Here is a 17,818-nt window from a genome sequence, read left to right as displayed (position 1 = left end):
ATGTGTGGCAAAAGCATCAAGAAACTGGTGAACAAAGCGATCGATCTGGATCCGCTGCGCGGCGGTGATGTGATCCTCGAAGGCATGGGCCTGCCCAACCTGACTGGTGAGCAGACCGGTTTCCTCGGAAAGGCTGACCGTGAGAAGGCGGCGGCTGAGGCTGCTGCCGGCTCTGGCACCACCGCCAGCACCACGGCGCCGACCACCAGTAGCGACTCGGTGCAGGCTGCGGTAGATGCCGAGCGCCGCCGGCGTTTGGCTCAATCCGGCCAAAACGGCACCATCCTCACCGGTGCGTCCGGCGTACTGGGCGGCGCCAACACCAGCAACAAAACGCTGTTGGGGGTGTAAGTTGGCCGACTCTCTGCGCGACCAGCTCGAAAAGCGCTATTCCCGCCTGAAGAACGAGCGCGAGAGTAATTGGCTGCCCGAGTGGCAGGAACTGGGTGACTTCATCAGTCCGCGCTCTGGACGCTGGAACAACACCGACACCAACAACGGCAAGCGCCGAGATCAAAAGATCATCAACCCGCGTGCGTCGTTTGCGGCTCGTACGCTCGGTGCTGGCATGCACACCGGCATGACCAATCCTGCCGCGCCATGGGTGAAGTTCGGCACGCCTGACCCGGACATGATGGAATTCGCCCCGGTCAAGGCCTGGCTGTACGCGGTTGAGACATCAATGCGCGAGGTAATGGCCCGGTCGAACCTGTACAGCGTCCTGCCAAACCGCTACAGCGAGGAAGGCGTATTCGGTACTGCGCCGATGATCGTACTGCCGGACGAACAAGACTTGTTGCGCTCGTACCCGCTTGCGGTCGGCAGTTACATGCTGGCCAATAACAGTCGCAACCAGGTGGATACGCTCTACCGCGATTTCCGTATGACCGCCCGCCAGCTTGAACAGCAGTTCGGCATAGCCAATATGAGCGCTACGGCGCGCACGCTGCTGGATAGCAACCCGGAAGCTTGGGTAGACGTCGTGCACGCGCTGGAGCCAAACGACAACCGCGAGGCCGGCAAGCAGGACAACCAGAACATGCCGTTCCGGTCTGTGTACTGGGAGAAGGGCAGCGACAAGGACAGCGTGCTGCGCAAGTCAGGATTTAAAACCTTTCCATGTATGGCACCGCGCTGGGACGTGTTGGGTGAAGACGTTTACGGTACTGGCCCTGGCTCGATGTGCATTGGCTCGACCAAAGCTGTGCAGTTGATGGAGCGCCGCAAGGCTGAACTGCTGGAAAAGGGTGTGCGGCCACCGATGGGGGCGCCTGCCAGCCTGAAGAATCAACGCGCCTCGATCCTGCCGGGCAGCATCACCTACCTCAACGATATGCAGGTCGGCGCCAAATTCGAACCGCTGTACATGGTCAACCCTGCATGGCTTGGCCAGTTGCGCGGCGAGATCCAGGCCGACAGCGAGATCATCGACACCGCATTCTTCGTCGACCTGTTCCTGATGGTCAGCCAGATGGACAGCGTCCGGACGGCTTACGAGATCGCTACCCGCAAGGAAGAAAAACTGCTGATGCTCGGCCCCGTACTCGAGCGCCAGACCGATGACCTACTGGATCCGCTGGTCGACATGTACTTCAACCAGATGCTGGAACAGTCGATCCCTCGCTGGGCTGGCCTACTTCCGGGCGCTCCACTCATCCCACCGCCGCCGAAAGAACTGGCCGGCCTTGATCTGCGTGTCGAGTTCACCAGCATCCTGGCTCAGGCACAGAAACAGATCGGTGTATCGAGCATCGAGCGCGCCATTGGCTTTGCAGGCCAGGTCGCCACCACCACACAAAGCCTGAACGCGCTAGACCTGCTGGATTCGGACGAAGCGATCCGGCAGTACTTCGAACTGATCGGTGTTCCGCCAACGATGGTCCGTGCTGACGACATGGTCGCCGGCATCCGTGAGCAGCGCGCACAGGCTCAGCAAGCGCAGCAGATGCAGCAGGAACTTGGCAGCGTCATTCAAGGTGCGCAGATGCTCAGCGAGACCGACACCAGCGGCGATAACGCCCTGACTCAGTTGGCGGGGGCTGTGTGATGACTGAGTTGGATAACCTCGACGACCTGCGTGAGCAGGACGAAGACGCCAAGGAAATCGCCCGCCAGCAAGAGATCGCCGACTTCCGCTGGCTGATGAGTGACCCGCGCGGCCGACGCTTCATGTGGCGCCTGATGGGACATTGCAAGGTGTTCCAACCCTCATTCAACCCCCACGGCGGGGTGATGAACTTCAACGAAGGCCAACGAAATGTTGGCCTTTTTCTTTTGGGCGAAACCAACGACCTGTGTCCGGCGATGTTCCCGGTCATGGCCGCCGAGAACGCCCCCAAGCCTATAGAGGATGAATCCCAATGACTGACGCAACCGCCGCTGCCGCTCAAGACACCACTGCCGCGACAGCAACAACCGCACAGTCGGATACCACGCTGCTTACCAGCGGCGCCGATGCAACCACCGCAACCGCTGCTACAGCAGACGCCAATACCACCACCGCGACTGACGCCGCTAATCAGGAGGGTGATCAGGCAGCCAGGGACAAGGCCGCCGCAGATGCCGCAAAGGCAAAGGATCAGTCACAGGGCGCGCCTGAGGCCTACGCCGACTTCACCCTGCCGGAAGGCATGGACCTGGATTCGGCAATCCTCGGTGAGTTCAAGGACTTCGCCAAGGAACTGAATCTGCCGCAGGACAAGGCCCAGAAGATCGTCGACTTCCAAACGAAGTTGGCGGCCAAGCAAGCCGAGGAATACCAGGCCGCTGTCACCAAGCAGGGAGAGGCGTGGGCGACGGCAGTGAAAAACGATCCAGAACTGGGCGGTGAGAACTACGACAAGAGCGTAGCGAGCGCCGTCAAGGTCATTCAGGCATTCGGCGACGACGGCCTGCGGGATCTGCTCAACAACTCCGGACTGGGTAACCACCCGGCCCTCTTCAAGTTCTGCCACCGCGTCAGTCAGGCCATCTCGGAAGACAAGTTTGTCTTGCCGGGCGGGCAAACCAACACCGGCCGTAAGTCGAATGAAGAAGTTTTCTACGGCCAAGGCAAGTCTTAATCTACGGAGCAAATAAACATGGCAACTATTGGCAATACCTCGCTGACTTTGGCCGACTGGGCAAAGCGTCAAGACCCCGATCAGAAGCAAGCGCGGATGATCGAAATGCTCACCCAGACCAACGAAGTGTTGACGGACATGTTGTGGATGGAAGGCAACCTGCCGACCGGTCACCGCACCACCATCCGCACCGGTCTACCTACTGGTACCTATCGCGCATTGAACGCCGGTATTCCACGCGGTAAATCCACCAGCGCACAGGTCGATGAAACCTGCGCAATGCTGGAAAACCTCGGCGTGGTCGACGTGGCGCTGGCCGAACTGAATGGCAACACTGCAGCTTTCCGTCTCTCGGAAAACTCGGCTTTTATGGAAGGCATGAACCAGGACATGGCCACCGGCCTGTTCTACAACAACGACGCGCTGGCGCCTGCCCAGTTTCTTGGCCTTTCCCCTCGCTACAGCGACAGCACTGCGAAGAACGGTCAGAACATTATCAAGATGGGTGGTTCCGGCTCCGACAACACGTCGATCTGGCTGGTGCTGTGGGGTGATCAGACTGTCGCCGGCATCTACCCAAAAGGCTCGAAGGCCGGCCTTGAGCACAACGACATGGGCATCGAGCTCGTCGATGATGGGACAGGCAAGGTCTTCCGCGCATACCGTGACCACTATAAGTGGAACTGCGGCATTGCCCTGCGTGACTGGCGCTACGCGGTACGGATCTGCAACGTCGATGTGTCTGATCTGATTGCCGACACTGACGGCACCACCGTCAAGCTGATCGAGAACATGATCCGCGCCGTGCACCGTATCCCGAACCTGAAGATGGGCCGGGCTGCGTTCTACATGAACCGGACTATCCGCGAGTGCTTGGACATCCAGGCAATGAACAAAAAGAACGTTCAGCTGCGGATCGATGAGTACGACGGTGAGTTCCGTACCAGCCTGCGCGGCGTGCCTTTCCGCACCGTCGATGCCCTGCTCAACACCGAGGCGCCAGTGGTCTAAGACCGCTGGCTTCCCTCGCTCATAGGAGTTCGAAAAATGATTACCGATAAGTTGAACACCTTCAGCAATGCTCAGCTCGTTACCGCTTCGGCGGCATCAACTGATGTCATTGATCTGGGGCCGCTGACCCACGGCAACACGCGCCGCGATATCGGCGCCGGTGAGCCGATTTATCTTGTGGTTGCGATGCTTGCTGCTGCAACCGCTGCGGGTGCAGCCACCACCAACATTCAACTGCAAACCAGCGATGACAACGCCACCTGGGTGACGCTGTTCGATTCCGGTGCGCTGGCTTTGGCTGACCTTACCGCTGGCAAGCGTCCTGTTCAGGTTGCGGTGCCGCGCGGTGTACGTCGTTATCTGCGGCTGAACTATGTCATCGGCACTGGCCCACTTACCGCCGGCAGCTTCTGGGCTGGCTTGGTCAAAGACGTTCAGGACCGAACCACTTACGCCAGCGGCTCTGTGATTCTGTAAGGAGATGACCATGCAAGTTACAGCGACTGATCGCGGCTTTTACGGCGGCGGCATCAAAGAACCTGGTGACACGTTCATCCTGGATGATGAGGCGCATTTCAGCGAAAGCTGGATGATTGAGGGCACGGAAGCGAAGCCAAGGAAACGGCCAAAGTACACCGGCTACGTTGCCGCGCGCGGTGCTGCCGGGAAATTCGTCGTCAAGGATGCGGCGGGCCAAATGGTTGGGACCTTTACAGGCTCCAAGGCAGAAGCGGAATCGGAAGCCGCTCGCCTGAATGACGGTGGCGAAATCGCCACCAAGACCAACACCGGCGGCAATGACGACAACAGCAACGGACTGCCTGACGCCTGACCCACAGCAGCAACCCTTAAGGGCCCTTCGGGGCCCTTTCTTCTTTCTGAGGTTCCCGAATGCCAAGCGATATCGAGATCTGCAACGTTGCGCTGTCACGCGTTGCACACACCGACCCTATCGTGTCGTTCACGGAAAAAAGCAAGGCGGCCGAGCTATGCAGCGTGTTTTACGGCACGTTGCGCGAGCTGGTGCTTTCTGATTTTCCGTGGCCGTTCGCGGAATCCGTTGTGACCCTTGCCGATATCGGCAGCCCTGCACCTGGTTGGGCGTACCGATATCGCTACCCGGCGGACTGCCTGAAGGTCCGCGAAATCATTCAGCCGGGACAGCGCCAGCCAATTGCCAGCGAGCTGCAAATCCCTTTCCGTCTTGGATACGACGCCGGCGGCCGGGTAATTCACACTGATCAGCCTGATGCTGGTGTGCGCTTCACGTTCAGGGTTGAAGACTCGACGTTCTTCGATGCACTGTTTTCAGACGCCCTGGCATGGCGTCTAGCGATGGATTTGGCATTGCCACTGAGTTCGAAGCCAGATCTGCAACAGTTCGCCACGCAGCAATATCAAATGGCGCTGACCACGGCTGAAGCCTCGGCCTTCAACGAATCGCAGGACGATCCTGAGCCTGATTCCGAGTTCGTGGCGGTGCGCCGATGACCAGCGTATTGCAGCCAACGTTCGCCGCCGGCGAGCTGTCGCCTTCCGCCAGTGCTCGTACCGATATCGCCCGTTATTACACCGGGCTGAAGCTTTGCCGGAACTTCATGGTCATGCCATACGGCGGGGTTCGTAATCGCCCGGGCACGAAGTTCGTGTGCGAGGTGGCCGACTCGACCAAGTTGAACCGCCTGATCCCGTTCCAGTTCAACGATGAACAGACCTACATTCTGCAATTCGGTGATTTGCAGATGCGCGTGATCAAGGACGGCGGTCAGGTGCTGTTCAGTGGTGGGCCGTTCGTTGGGCTGCCGTATCAGGTTGGAATGCCGTACACGCAGTTCGACCTGCAGCAACTGAACTTCACCCAGTCTGCCGACCTGATGACCTTTGCGCACCCTTCCTACAAACCGCGCGAGCTGGGGCGCCTTGCGCACGATAACTGGGTGACGTCCGAAATCAGTCTTGCTCCGCGCATCGCAGCGCCGGCGTCAGCCACCGCAACGCCAACCGCTGGCACCGGCACCAACACGCAGGTCTGGCGCTATCAGATCACAGCGGTTCTGGATGACGGCAACAGCATTGATGAATCGTTGCCGGTCACCTCGAACACGGTGACGGTGTTTCCTGATACCGCGTCGGCAACGGTCGTCTGGCCAGCCGTTGCCGGCGCCACCTACTACATCGTTTACAAGGACAACGCCGGCGCTGGGATCTATGGCTTCATTGGCCGCGCCACTGCGCTGACCTTCACTGATCGCAACATCACGGCGGTAAAGACCGATACGCCACCGAATGGCAACGATCCGTTTGTGGGCGCGAACAACTACCCGGGCGCCGTCGGCTATTACCAGCAGCGCCTGGTGTTCGCCGGCAGCAACCTCAGCCCGCAAACCGTATGGATGTCAAAGACTGGCTTGTTCAAGAACTTCGGTTTCTCGGTGCCGAACAAGGATGACGACGCGATCACCTTCACCATTGCCAGCAGGGAAGTGAACCGCATGCGCCACCTGCTCGGCCTGCGCAAACTGTTGGGCCTGACCTCGGGCGGCGAGTGGACGTTCTCCGGCGGCGACACCGGGCTGACAGCCAAGACCATTCAGGCCAGCCAAGAGGGTTATGACGGGTCGGCGATTGTGCCCCCGGTGGTTGTGGGCAACAGCGCCGTGTATGTCCAAGCGCGCGGCAGTCGCGTGTCTTCGTTCGGGTACTCGCTCGACTCTGACGGATTCGCGGCCGATGACCTCACGATTTTCAGCGCGCATCTGTTCCGAGGCTATGAGCTGACCAGCGTTGCTTATCAGAAAATCCCCGACTCGATCGTCTGGTATGTGCGTGATGACGGCGTATTGCTTGGGCTGACTTACCTGCCAGAGCAGCAGCTCGTTGGTTGGCACTGGCACGACACGGATGGCTTTGTTGAATCGATCGCCTGCATCCCTGAAGGGCAGGAAGATGCGCTGTACATGGTGGTGCGCCGCACCATCAACGGAGTGCAAAAGCGTTATGTCGAGCGAATGGCTACTCGCCAGATCCTGAACATCGAAGACGCATTCTTTGTTGACTGCGGACTGACCTATGACGGTCGAAACACTGATACGAACAAGTTCCTGACGTTGGCTGGCGGAACAAGTTGGGAATATCCGGGATTGATTGCATTGATCGCTACCGGTCATGCGCCTTTCACTGCCGGTAGCGTGGGCAATCAGTATTCGCTGAAGCGCACCATTACCGACAGTAACGAAGACACCATCACCGAGACGGTCCGTGTCGAGGTCGTCGAATTCACCAGCTCGACAGTGGTTACAGCAAAGCTTCTGATCGTGTGCCCGGAAGCCCTCCGCAACGTCTCCGTTTCGACGTGGTCGCGCCAGGCGAAGACCATTTCCGGGCTGGCGCATCTCGAAGGTAAGACGGTGTCGATCCTTGCTGACGGCAGCGTTCACCCGCAACGGGTTGTCGCAAGCGGGTCCGTGAATCTTCAGGAAGCCGCAGGCGTGGCTCACATTGGGCTGCCGTATCACTCAGACATGGAAACGCTCGACCTTGAACTGAAAAACGCCAACGAAACCGTCCTGGACAAGAAAATCGCAGTTACGTCGCTGACGGTGATCGTTGAGGAGTCGCGCGGAATCTTCGCCGGCAAGGATAAGAACTCGCTCTACGAGAAGAAAACCAGCCGCGAAACCTACGAGCAGCCGCTCGACACGATTACCGGGCAGGCAGAGATTTCAATCTCTAACGACTGGCAGGGCAAGGGGCGGGTGTTCATCCGTCAATCCGACCCATTGCCGCTGTCAGTGCTGGCGGTTATTCCGGAGGTGACTATTGGCGGCCGCTAAGGTTTTACCGGTCACGGTTGATGATGTGGCTGAGATCCTGCCCGTCGTCCGCCAAGCCGATATCGACGAGATCACCGAGGCGCTGGGCATCCCCATGGAAAGGGCGCTGCGCGAAGCGATAACCGGCAGCCTCAACGCTCGCAAGATCGTCGTAAACGGGTTGGTTGTTGCGGTGTTCGGCGATGCGACCTACAGCATTCTCGGATCGATCGGCGTGCCCTGGCTGATCAGCACCATTCACGTCGATCGACATGCTCGAGCATTTCTCAAGGTCTGCAAGCCGGAAGTGCAGGGGATGCTTACCAGGCACTGGCACCTCATCAATTACGTCGACGCCCGAAACACGGCCGCAATCCGCTGGCTGAAGTGGCTCGGCTTCGAATTCGGCCCAGCGGTTCCGTATGGCCCGCACGGCTTCCCCTTTCACCCGTTCACCCTGAACAGAGAGATTTGATATGTGCTGGATGGCATTGATACCGGTGGCCATCGCCGTGGCTGGCGGTGTGATGGGCGCGCAGAACGCCAAGCAGGAAGGCGCCTTTAACTCGGGGATGTTCAAGCAGAACGCCGCGCTGAAGGATCAGGCAGCAAATGACACCATCGCCGCCGGCGACACGTCAGCCGATTGGCAGCGCGTGCGCACCGGGCAAGCCCTAGGGACGCAGCGTTCCGTTCAGGCAGCAAACGGTATCGATGTGAACAGCGGCAGCGCTGCACAGCTTCAAGACGACACCGCGATGATCGGCGAACTGGATGCGCTGACCATTCAGAACAACGCCGCGCGCGAAGCTTACGGCTACCGCATTCAGGCTCAGCAGGATCGAGCCAACGCGGTGCAGACCGTGACCAATGCCGGCAACAAGGCCACAGGCTCTATTCTCGGCGGACTCGGTAGCGCATTCGGCTCATTCGCGGGGGGCAGATAATGGCTCGGGTACCGACATTCGACACGGCCCAGGTTCAGCAACAGCCGACCCGGGCGACAGAGTTACGCGCCGTTGCGCCTGACAGTTCGGCTATTGAGGATGGACTGCGCAGTTTTCAGCGCGGCGCCGAAATCCTTGTCGCCAAAGAGCGCGAAAGGGCTGACACCGCGATGCTGATGGAAGCCGACAATCAGCTCACGCAGTGGCAGCAGAAGGCGATGTATGACGAAAACGGGGGCGTATTCACCCGTAAGGGAAAGAACGCTCTCGACGTCACCAACCAGACGCTGGATCAGTTTGACCAGACCCAGGCCGAAATCGCCAAGAACCTGACCAGCGATGCGCAGCGTGCACGATATGCGCAGATTGTCAGCGGGCGGCGCAATTCGTTATCCAACGACCTCAACCGTTACGAATATGGCGAGCGTCAGAACTATTACGGCGAGGTCGAGAAAGGCCAGCTTGAGACGTCCATGCAGGGCGCTGCGCTTGAATATCAGGATCCTGCGAAGGTCGACGCTTACCGGCAGAAGATCGACGCGGTGCTGGCCAGTCGCGCCGAACGCCTCGGCCTGTCGCCAGAAGCCGCCCAGGCCGAACGCCTCAGCACGGTCAGCGGTATGTCGACGGCGGTAATCCAGCGCATGCTGGTGGACTCTCCGCAAAAGGCCAAAGGCTACTTCGAGTCCTACAAAGGCCAGATGACCGCAGAAGACCAGATCCGCGCCAGCAATGGCATCGATCAGGGTTTCCGTCGTCTTGAGGCCGAAGCCCGGCAGCGCCAGGTCGAGGCGCGTCAGATGCAGGCAATCAACCGCATGGAGTTGAGCAGCCGCGTGCAGGACGCCAGCGCTGCCTATTCGCAAGGTCTGGATTTCAAAGACCCGCCAAGCTTTTCGGATTTCAAGGCGGCTTATGGTGACAAGGCAAAGGATCATTATGATTCGTTCGCGAAAATTCAGGCTGTAGCGCCGGCGATACGCGAATTCGCTACGGCTGACCCGCAGGAGCGTCAAGCGATCCTTGACCGCTTCAACCCAACACGGCAATCCGCAGGCGCGTTCTATGGTGACCAAGCTTCGGGAATGTTGGAGCGGGGCAACATCGATCTCAACGCCAGGCCAACGGTGAAAAACGAAGACGGCAGTATCAGTACTGTGCGATCGATATCGGCGAACTTTGATGGGCAGGAAGTACTAATTCCAACCGTTAGCGATGACGGAAAGATCATGAGCGATGAAAATGCCATCAAGAACTACCTGAAAACAGGTAAGCACTTGGGCAAATTTGATAACCCTGAAGATGCCACTGCTTATGCAGAGTCCTTGCACGAACAGCAGGCACGTCAGTACGTGGACGGCGGGACGCCAACCGTTGGCAAGGGATTCAAAGAAGACTCCCAGCTCTACCAGCACCTGACGTCTGTTGGCGTTGGTCTGATGAAGCAACAGCAAACTGACCCGGCTGCGTACACCGTCAAGTACAGCCCTGTGGTTCAACGTGCCTTCGCCAACGCACAAGAGCAGGGTACGCCAGAGGCCTATCAGGTCTATGCAAACACCACCCTGGCGGAACAGCAGCGGTTAGGTGTGGCCCAGCCGAAGCTGTTGCCGGACGCAGCGGCCAACCAATTCGCCGCACAATTCAACGAGCAGGTTAATGGGGGTGAAAATGCTGCAACACTGATCGAGCAGCAGGCTCAGCTGTGGGGTTCGAACTTCTCGGCCGTATTGCAGCAGGTAGGCAATAAGCTGCCGCCTGAAGCGCAGGTGATTGCCACCGGGCTTCCAAAGGATATCGCCGAGCGTATGGCGTCCGTTGCCCCACTCAAGGACAAGGAACTGAGCGCAGGCTTGCAGAAAGGCCAGCAAGACGAGATCGCGCAGAGCGTTCAACAGGCCATGCTGCCGTTTGCCGAGTCTCTTCAGGGGCAGGCTGGCGGGATCAATACGTTCAGCACCATGTACAAGGCCGCCGTTCGGACTGCGACCTCTTATGTGCTTCAGGGTGAAAGCCCGAAGGACTCGGCGCAGAGGGTTGTCGACGGCATGGTCAACGAGAAATACGACTTCTTCGGAACCTACCGCGTACCGAAAACGCTGGATACCACCGCCGTCAGCCGTGGCGCAGAGAAGGCGCTGAGCAGCATCAAGCCCGATGAGCTCATGCCGCTGCCTGGGTTCAAAGGCGTAACTGCCGAACAGAACGCCAGTCAGCTGCACGACGCGCTGCTGTCCGGCGGCCAATGGGTTCCGACCAATGACGAGAGCGGCCTGTCGCTCACCCTCAACGGCTACCGCGTCAGGGGCAAGGACGGTAAGCCCATCGTTCGCACCTGGTCTGAGCTTCAGCAGGAAGGCTTGCAAGAAGCCGGACAGTACCGTGTCGCGCCGTCGGTGATGATGCCATGACAATTTTTGCAGGTGACGCTCCGGCACTTGACCGGCGCACGATGCTGGATATCCCCGCCGGATCTGGTGAAGTGTTCGACGCTTCCTTCGGTTCAGCACTGTCGACCAACCCTTCGAACTCAATCATGCGCAGCGAAGAGCTGACGCAAGCACAGGAAGGTTTGCGGCTTACAGGTGACACCGAATCAATCCTGGTACCGCCGCGCAATGAACCTGATACCCCGATGCTCGATGCACAGGCCGCTCGCGATCGAGTCGCCGGCATGGGGCTTGAGATCAAGATTCCTGATCAGGGCATTCGGCAAGGCGCGCTCGACATCCTGATTGATCGGCACCGCGAGCAGGCAGCACGCCAACAGGTAATGGCCCGGGCCAATGGCGGATCCTTTGGGACGCAGATCGCGGCCGGTCTTGCGGCTTCGCTGCTAGACCCGCTCAACATTGCGTCGGCCTTTGTGCCTGTCGTTGGCGAAGCTCGGTACGCCGCAATGCTGGGGCGAGCTGCCAGCCCTCTTGGGCGAGCAGGCGTGCGCGCGGGTGTTGGTGCAGTTGAGGGCGCTGTCGGTGCTGCGCTGATTGAACCACTTCCATTGCTTGCGGCCGGCCTCGACCAGACCGAATACGGCCTATCCGATTCGCTGGCCAACATAGCGCTGGGTAGTGTTCTCGGTGGCGGACTGCACACGCTCGGTGGCGCCGCATCTGACGCACTTCGCCGGCGGCTGGCGACCGAAACCACTGGGATCGAGACGGCGCCGAAAATCGCCGAAGGCCAGGCGCAGCAAGGGCTTTCCCTGCGGGAGCGAACCCAGCCTGCGGACTTTTCGAAGGTGTTTGATCAGGATCCTGAATCGGCGTTGCGCGCCTCGCTCAGACGACACCTCGAAGAGGACAGTGCCACGCTCTATCGAAATGCCCAGGTGCAGGCCATTGATGAGATACGGCCGACCCTGACTGGCGAGCGTGTTGGCAATGTGGCCGACTTGCACGCTGAAAGGCTGTCGCTGACTCAGCAGGCAATGAATCTTGACGGCACGTTCAAGGATCTGGCGAAGCAATACCAGGGCGAACGCATGACCCGTAAACAGGCCGAGCGTGCGGCGCGCGACACCATCGACGCCCAGCGCGAACAGATCGGCGCCAGACAGGCAGAAATCAACACCCAGTTGGAGCGCAACCGTGCCGGCGAGTTTGATCGGCGTGACCTCGGCCTGATTGAGCGTGGTGAAATCCCGGAGCGCTTGCGCCCTCAGATCGAAGCTCGCGCCAAACAAATCATGAAGGGTTACGCGCTGCGTCCGCTGGGTACCGCCGTACGCACCGCACGTGAAACGGCCATGTCTGCGGACTGGACCGTGCGAGACAGCGCACTGCGCAGCGCGGTTTCCCAGGCAGTCACGGGGCGCGATATCGACGTCAATGGCTTGTTTGATCTGGAGTCTTCGGCCAAGTCCTCCGAGGCGATGGAGCATTTCAAGCGACCTGCTGCACGCCGCGTAGATCCAGAAGGCCAGGCCGAAAGTCTGCGTGTCGACGCCGGCGCCAAGGTTGCGGACATCGATGATCTGGATGCAGCACAGAAGGCCTTCGACGAGGACGAAGCACTGGTCAATGAAATGCTCGAGCAAATGCCTGAAGCCGATCGCGCGGCGGTAATGGCCGCCAGCCGTGAGGAAGCCGAGGCCGTAGCCGCCCAGGCTGAACGAGCTGAAAGCTATTCGAAGGCATACCGCGCCGCTGCCGTGTGCGACATAAGGAACGGACAATAATGAATCCCTGCATTGACGCTGTACGGGCCGCCGCCGGCGACCTTGAAGACGTGGAACTCGCTGAGATCTTTGAACTGCTCCGCAGCCGCACCAAAGAAATAATGGCAAGGGAAGGCGCTCTTGGGATGGAGCAGGCGACTTTGAAAGCCGCTGATGAGCTGGGTAAACAGGCACGGCATGCGGCCTTGATCGAGCGGCGCAACGCTCTGATCAATCTGCGCCGCCGGGGAGAGATCATTGCATTCATCCGCGGCAACTTCGCCGACCGTCCGGACTTGGGTATCGAATCGCTGCTGGTCGGTACCAACCTCGCTCGGCAGGGATCCCGGATGTCCGTGGCGGCTGAACAGAAGTCGCTCGGTGATGCCTACATCAGCGGCTTGATCCACGACCTCGAAACGAAAGACCTGACCGCGCTACTGGCGAAGGGCAGTTCAGACATCGATATCGCCGACGCTTTATGGAAGATCGGCAATGACATGGATACCTCAAAGCTGAATGACCAGGTTGTCGATATCGCCCGGATCATTGAGAAATATCAGGAAGCATCCCGTCTTGATGCAAACCAAGCGGGCGCCAGTATCGGCAAGCTGCCGGGCTACATCGCGCGCCAGAGCCACGACAGCGAGAAGATCGGTTCAGCCGGCTTCGACAAGTGGGCGGCCGACATTCTGCCAAGGCTTGATCCGAAAACGTTCGATGGCATCACCAATGAAAAAAGCTTTCTGCATGGCGTGTACGACGGGCTTGTCACCGGCGACCACCTGAAGTCCCCAGCCGAGGCCAAACCCAACGGCTTCCGTGGACCGGCCAACATCGCCAAGAAGATGAGCCAGGAGCGGGTGCTGCACTTCAAGGATGGCGTGGCGTGGCACGAATACAACCAGCTTTATGGTACCGGCAACCTGCGCGAAGCGGTTCTGCGCGGCCTCGACCTGTCCGGACAGAACACCGCCCTGATGCGCAAGCTGGGAACCAACCCAGAAGCAAACCTGAATATGGCGATGGACATCATCGCCGAGGACGTGCGCAAGTCCGGTGATCCTGCAGCGCTGGCCAACTTCAATACCGCCCGGGAAACGATGATCAAGAACCGATTCGCCGAGGTGAGTGGGCAGACACGGATCCCCGGCAACGCCACGCAGGCGCGTATTGCTGCGAACGTTCGGGCTTGGCAGTCGCTGTCCAAGCTCGGCGGCGCGTTGCTTTCCAGCTTCACCGATCTACCAGTTGCGGCCAGCGAGATGCGTTACCAGGGCAAGAACTTCCTCGGCTCACTGGGGGAAATGACCGCTGGCCTGGTGAAGGGGAAAGGCAGCCTTGAGCAGCGTGAAATCCTGTCGAGCTTTGGCGTCTATGCCGACTCGATGCGCGGCGAGATCATGCGCCGGTTCTCCGCCGACGACTCGGTGGGTGGCAAGATGTCGCGCGGTATGTCGCTGTTCTTCAAGCTGAACGGCCTGTCATGGTGGACGGACGCCAACAAAGCCAGCGCGGGACTGATGATGTCCCATAACCTGGCACAGAACAAAGGTAGGGCCATGGCCAACATGGACGCCAACCTGCGCCGCACGCTTTCCCTGTACGACATCGATGCTGGGAAGTGGGATCTGTTACGCAGCATGGACACCAAAATGGCGGACGGCCGCGACTACCTCACCCCTGAAGGAATTACCGACATTCCAAGCGAGAAGATCGCCGGATATCTGGCTGATCAGGGGCGGACCGTGTCTGACTCAGCGATCCGCGAAACTCGGCAGAGCCTTGATCGCAGTCTGCGGGCGTACGTCAACGACCGTGTCAGCTACGCAGTCCTTGAGCCTGATGCGCGCACTCGATCGATCATGAATCAGGGCACACGCCCGGGCACGATGATGGGTGACCTCAATCGATTCTTGACCCATTTCAAAAGCTTCCCAGCCGCGTACATGCAGAAGACGCTCGGCCGCGAGCTGTACGGTCGTGGCTACGCGCCGACGCCGCTAGGTGAGGGTTATCGCGGTAGCAAGGATCTGATTGCAGCACTGCGCAATGGCAACGGGGAAAAGTTGGGCATCGCCCAACTGCTGCTGTGGACTACAGCCTTCGGCTATCTGTCGATGGCGTCCAAGGATATTGCCAAGGGCCGCGAGCCGCGCCCCGTCGACGACCCGAAAACTTGGGTTGCCGCGATGGTTCAAGGCGGCGGCTTCGGGATCTTCGGCGATTTCATGTTTGGAGAGGTCAGCCGCTTCGGCAACAAACCGCTGGAGACGTTGGCCGGCCCAACGCTGGGCACCGCCGCCAGTGCCGTGGATCTGTGGAGCAAGGTGCGTTCAGGGGATGACGCAGGCTCGTCAGCCTTCCGGTTGGCGCTGGGCAACACGCCATTCCTCAACCTCTTCTACACCCGCATCGCCATGGACCACCTGTTTCTCTACTCGGTACAGGAGGCCATGAACCCCGGGTCGCTGCGCCGAACTGAGCAGCGCATTCAGAAGGAAAACGGTCAGCAGTTCCTGGTCAGGCCGTCACAAAGCTACTCCGACCCTCTGGGCATCGCCCGCTAAACCTGTTCACCCCAAACAAGCCCGCCACTGAGCGGGCTTTTTTTCGTCTGAAGAAAAGGAGTCACGACAGTGACCGTTAGCACAATTGGCAGCGTTGCAGAGTTTGTGACCAATGGCGTCACGACCAACTTCCCGTTTTATTTCAAGTTTCTTGCAAACGAAGACTTGTCTGTAACGTACGTCAATCCATTGGGCATGGTAGTCCCCCTCACACTGGGGACCGACTACTCAGCCAATGGTGCAAAGGACGAAACCGGTGGGAGCATCGTAACAACCATTGCGCTTGCCGGCCCCGGGCAACTCATCGTCTCTCGCGAGATGGATCCTTATCAGCTCACATCACTTCGCAATCAGGGCAAGTTTCTGGCGGAAACGCATGAAGACGTTTTCGATCGACTGACAATGCTCATTCAGCAGAGTTTTTCGGTAAATACCCGCTCTCTGAACCGTCCTTTCGGTAAGGATTACTACGACGCAGAAGGCCGGCGCATCGTTAATCTAGCCGATCCTATCGACGATCAGGACGCCACAACCAAGCATTGGTCACGCGAGTATTTGACATCGCTGATCAGTGCTATTCAGGGGCCAATCAACAATGCCGCGAACGTCTTCTATAAGGGGCCTGACAACCTGGACTATGTAGTTCAGGACATGTCGAGCAAGACAGTAGCGGCGAAGGGTGCCGCACTCATTGGCTACAAAGGAAGGACGGTAGCGGCCAGGCTCGGCGACCAGGCAAGCGTCAAAGACTATGGCGCAACAGGCGATGGGATAACGAACGACACGGCTGCGATTCAATTGGCGTTGAATTCCGCCCGAGAAGTGCATTTCCCGCCGGGCGACTACAAAGTCATGACGACCCTGCTTGTCCCGAGCAACACCACCATCACAGGCAGCGGATACCTTTCCAGGGTATTTGCCCCGTCAACTTTCGCCCCAATCAATCTGCCTTGGGCTGGTGGATTCCTCCCAGTTTTGTTCGGGAACTCCGGCATCGCGACCAGCTCCCCAAACTCCCACATTGAAATCTCAGGTTTGTTCATGGATTCGTCCGCCTATACCGGCGGCATGCACAACGTTCACATGCGAAACACAAATTTCTGTCATACGCACCATTGCACGTTCAGTGGTGGCGCAGACGGAACGGCGCACACGTTGTGCACGAACTTCATGGTTACAAACAATTTTGCATATGGGACAACCAACTGCTGCTACGACCAGTGGGAAGGCAGCAACGCGGGGCTGGTTGCGAACAACGTGGGGTATGTGACATTCGGCTACGGGATGTTGCTGACGGGGGATACCAGCCTCAACACCACGATGACATCAACCAACGTTTCGTTCATCGGTAACACCATTTATGGCCCCGCCAACGGAAATGGCAGTGTTGGTCTCTGGTTGCAATCAGGATCAAACCTAGCGTCCAAGTGTTACAACTGCCGGGCTGAAGGAAACTACGTCCAAGGGTTTCAGGTCGGGTACCGTGCCACCGGCGGCGGCAATCATGTAATAAGTGGCAACCATGCAAGTGATTGCCCAGCAGGTGGCATTGTTCTATCAGCGGAGGTTGTTGGGAACTACGCACAGAACTGCGCCGTTTCTTCCAATATACTGATCAACTGTGGCAACGCAGCAGGCGCGCCCATTATGCTTCAGCAAGGCGCTTCCAATAACACTATTACGGGTAACGTTACAGGGGCCACTACAGCGACGTTTGCTGTAATACTCGATGCAAATACAGTAGGGAACATTCTTTCTGGCAACTCTTTTGTTGCCGGTACGTCGGGTTATGTTTCAAATGCAAGTCAAACCAACACGGCTTCTAATACCCCATCAGGATACTCTGGCCAAGGGACGTTCACTGCTTCAATTGCCAGCAGTGGCGGCGGGGTTCCTGTGCACGGATCACAACTTGGCAGCTATAACGTCACAGGTAACATGGTTCACTTTACATTGAGGGTATCTATCTCAGGGTTCGGGACAATGAATGCTGGAAACCTAAGCGTTTCCGGGCTTCCGTTCACCAACGCAAACATAATCAATAATTTATCAAGTGTGTCTGTTTCGGCAACAAACCTACAGGCTGCGATTACGGTGCCTGTATCTGGAAGGATTCAGCAAGGGAGTTCTAGCATTACATTGTACAAGTGGGCAGCAGGGTCGCTGGTGCCACTGGCTAACACAGATATCACCAGCGTTACTGATATCGTTATTTCAGGGAATTACAAAATCTAACTGTGAGGGGCGGTCGCGGCGT

At 58.6% G+C, this 17,818-nt stretch carries 15 protein-coding genes; all 15 read left to right on the top strand.

Annotated features, from left to right (window positions below):
- The 15 genes from HUW52_RS27360 (at nucleotide 1) to HUW52_RS27290 (ending at nucleotide 17,796) form a co-directional block, all read left to right on the top strand.
- On the top strand, nucleotides 1-351 hold the full coding sequence (locus tag HUW52_RS27360; protein WP_175555374.1) for a hypothetical protein: 351 nt from the start codon (nucleotides 1-3) through the stop codon (nucleotides 349-351).
- A gap of 1 nt (nucleotide 352) precedes the next feature.
- Nucleotides 353-2,047, top strand: coding sequence for a portal protein (locus HUW52_RS27355; RefSeq protein ID WP_175555373.1), 1,695 nt, complete (start codon nucleotides 353-355; stop codon nucleotides 2,045-2,047).
- Nucleotides 2,047-2,364, top strand: coding sequence for a hypothetical protein (locus HUW52_RS27350; RefSeq protein WP_175555372.1), 318 nt, complete (start codon nucleotides 2,047-2,049; stop codon nucleotides 2,362-2,364). The genes HUW52_RS27355 and HUW52_RS27350 overlap by 1 nt, the downstream gene beginning before the upstream one ends.
- Nucleotides 2,361-3,062 carry a hypothetical protein gene (locus tag HUW52_RS27345; RefSeq protein ID WP_175555371.1) on the top strand — a complete coding sequence of 234 codons (702 nt, stop codon included), beginning with the start codon at nucleotides 2,361-2,363 and terminating at the stop codon, nucleotides 3,060-3,062. Before HUW52_RS27350 ends, HUW52_RS27345 begins: the two co-directional genes overlap by 4 nt.
- Nucleotides 3,063-3,080: 18 nt before the next feature.
- A complete protein-coding gene (locus tag HUW52_RS27340; protein WP_175555370.1) occupies nucleotides 3,081-4,073 on the top strand; it encodes a major capsid protein in 993 nt (330 codons plus the stop codon).
- Nucleotides 4,074-4,109: 36 nt separating this feature from the next.
- Nucleotides 4,110-4,550, top strand: a complete 441-nt coding sequence (locus tag HUW52_RS27335) for a Bbp16 family capsid cement protein (protein ID WP_175555369.1) — start codon at nucleotides 4,110-4,112, stop codon at nucleotides 4,548-4,550.
- Between the two features lie 10 nt (nucleotides 4,551-4,560).
- Entirely contained in the window at nucleotides 4,561-4,905 is a 345-nt protein-coding gene (locus HUW52_RS27330) for a hypothetical protein (protein WP_175555368.1), read from the top strand.
- Nucleotides 4,906-4,964: 59 nt separating this feature from the next.
- Nucleotides 4,965-5,564: a hypothetical protein gene (locus HUW52_RS27325; protein WP_175555367.1), complete on the top strand. Its 600-nt coding sequence runs from the start codon at nucleotides 4,965-4,967 to the stop codon at nucleotides 5,562-5,564.
- Entirely contained in the window at nucleotides 5,561-7,906 is a 2,346-nt protein-coding gene (locus tag HUW52_RS27320) for a hypothetical protein (protein ID WP_175555366.1), read from the top strand. The genes HUW52_RS27325 and HUW52_RS27320 overlap by 4 nt, the downstream gene beginning before the upstream one ends.
- Nucleotides 7,893-8,360, top strand: coding sequence for a hypothetical protein (locus HUW52_RS27315; protein ID WP_175555365.1), 468 nt, complete (start codon nucleotides 7,893-7,895; stop codon nucleotides 8,358-8,360). The genes HUW52_RS27320 and HUW52_RS27315 overlap by 14 nt, the downstream gene beginning before the upstream one ends.
- A gap of 10 nt (nucleotides 8,361-8,370) precedes the next feature.
- Nucleotides 8,371-8,832 carry a hypothetical protein gene (locus HUW52_RS27310; RefSeq protein ID WP_175555364.1) on the top strand — a complete coding sequence of 154 codons (462 nt, stop codon included), beginning with the start codon at nucleotides 8,371-8,373 and terminating at the stop codon, nucleotides 8,830-8,832.
- Nucleotides 8,832-11,243, top strand: coding sequence for a hypothetical protein (locus tag HUW52_RS27305; protein WP_256667875.1), 2,412 nt, complete (start codon nucleotides 8,832-8,834; stop codon nucleotides 11,241-11,243). Before HUW52_RS27310 ends, HUW52_RS27305 begins: the two co-directional genes overlap by 1 nt.
- Entirely contained in the window at nucleotides 11,240-13,012 is a 1,773-nt protein-coding gene (locus HUW52_RS27300; RefSeq protein WP_256667874.1) for a hypothetical protein, read from the top strand. The genes HUW52_RS27305 and HUW52_RS27300 overlap by 4 nt, the downstream gene beginning before the upstream one ends.
- On the top strand, nucleotides 13,012-15,561 hold the full coding sequence (locus tag HUW52_RS27295) for a hypothetical protein (protein WP_175555363.1): 2,550 nt from the start codon (nucleotides 13,012-13,014) through the stop codon (nucleotides 15,559-15,561). Before HUW52_RS27300 ends, HUW52_RS27295 begins: the two co-directional genes overlap by 1 nt.
- A 69-nt stretch (nucleotides 15,562-15,630) precedes the next feature.
- Nucleotides 15,631-17,796: a phage tail fiber protein gene (locus HUW52_RS27290; RefSeq protein ID WP_175555362.1), complete on the top strand. Its 2,166-nt coding sequence runs from the start codon at nucleotides 15,631-15,633 to the stop codon at nucleotides 17,794-17,796.
- The last annotated feature ends 22 nt before the right edge of the window (nucleotides 17,797-17,818 follow it).

Origin of the sequence: Pseudomonas sp. 43A, assembly GCF_013363935.1 — a bacterium.
Classification (GTDB): Bacteria; Pseudomonadota; Gammaproteobacteria; order Pseudomonadales; family Pseudomonadaceae; genus Aquipseudomonas; species Aquipseudomonas crudilactis.
Note: the sequence above shows the minus strand (reverse complement) of the source record. Positions and strands in the feature narration are given on the sequence as shown.

Coding starts and splice junctions, on each gene's coding strand:
- HUW52_RS27360 (WP_175555374.1), top strand. CDS start 1: ATGTGTGGCAAAAGCATCAAGAAACTGGTGAACAAAGCGATCGATCTG.
- HUW52_RS27350 (WP_175555372.1), top strand. CDS start 2,047: ATGACTGAGTTGGATAACCTCGACGACCTGCGTGAGCAGGACGAAGAC.
- HUW52_RS27345 (WP_175555371.1), top strand. CDS start 2,361: ATGACTGACGCAACCGCCGCTGCCGCTCAAGACACCACTGCCGCGACA.
- HUW52_RS27340 (WP_175555370.1), top strand. CDS start 3,081: ATGGCAACTATTGGCAATACCTCGCTGACTTTGGCCGACTGGGCAAAG.
- HUW52_RS27335 (WP_175555369.1), top strand. CDS start 4,110: ATGATTACCGATAAGTTGAACACCTTCAGCAATGCTCAGCTCGTTACC.
- HUW52_RS27330 (WP_175555368.1), top strand. CDS start 4,561: ATGCAAGTTACAGCGACTGATCGCGGCTTTTACGGCGGCGGCATCAAA.
- HUW52_RS27325 (WP_175555367.1), top strand. CDS start 4,965: ATGCCAAGCGATATCGAGATCTGCAACGTTGCGCTGTCACGCGTTGCA.
- HUW52_RS27320 (WP_175555366.1), top strand. CDS start 5,561: ATGACCAGCGTATTGCAGCCAACGTTCGCCGCCGGCGAGCTGTCGCCT.
- HUW52_RS27310 (WP_175555364.1), top strand. CDS start 8,371: ATGGCATTGATACCGGTGGCCATCGCCGTGGCTGGCGGTGTGATGGGC.
- HUW52_RS27305 (WP_256667875.1), top strand. CDS start 8,832: ATGGCTCGGGTACCGACATTCGACACGGCCCAGGTTCAGCAACAGCCG.
- HUW52_RS27300 (WP_256667874.1), top strand. CDS start 11,240: ATGACAATTTTTGCAGGTGACGCTCCGGCACTTGACCGGCGCACGATG.
- HUW52_RS27295 (WP_175555363.1), top strand. CDS start 13,012: ATGAATCCCTGCATTGACGCTGTACGGGCCGCCGCCGGCGACCTTGAA.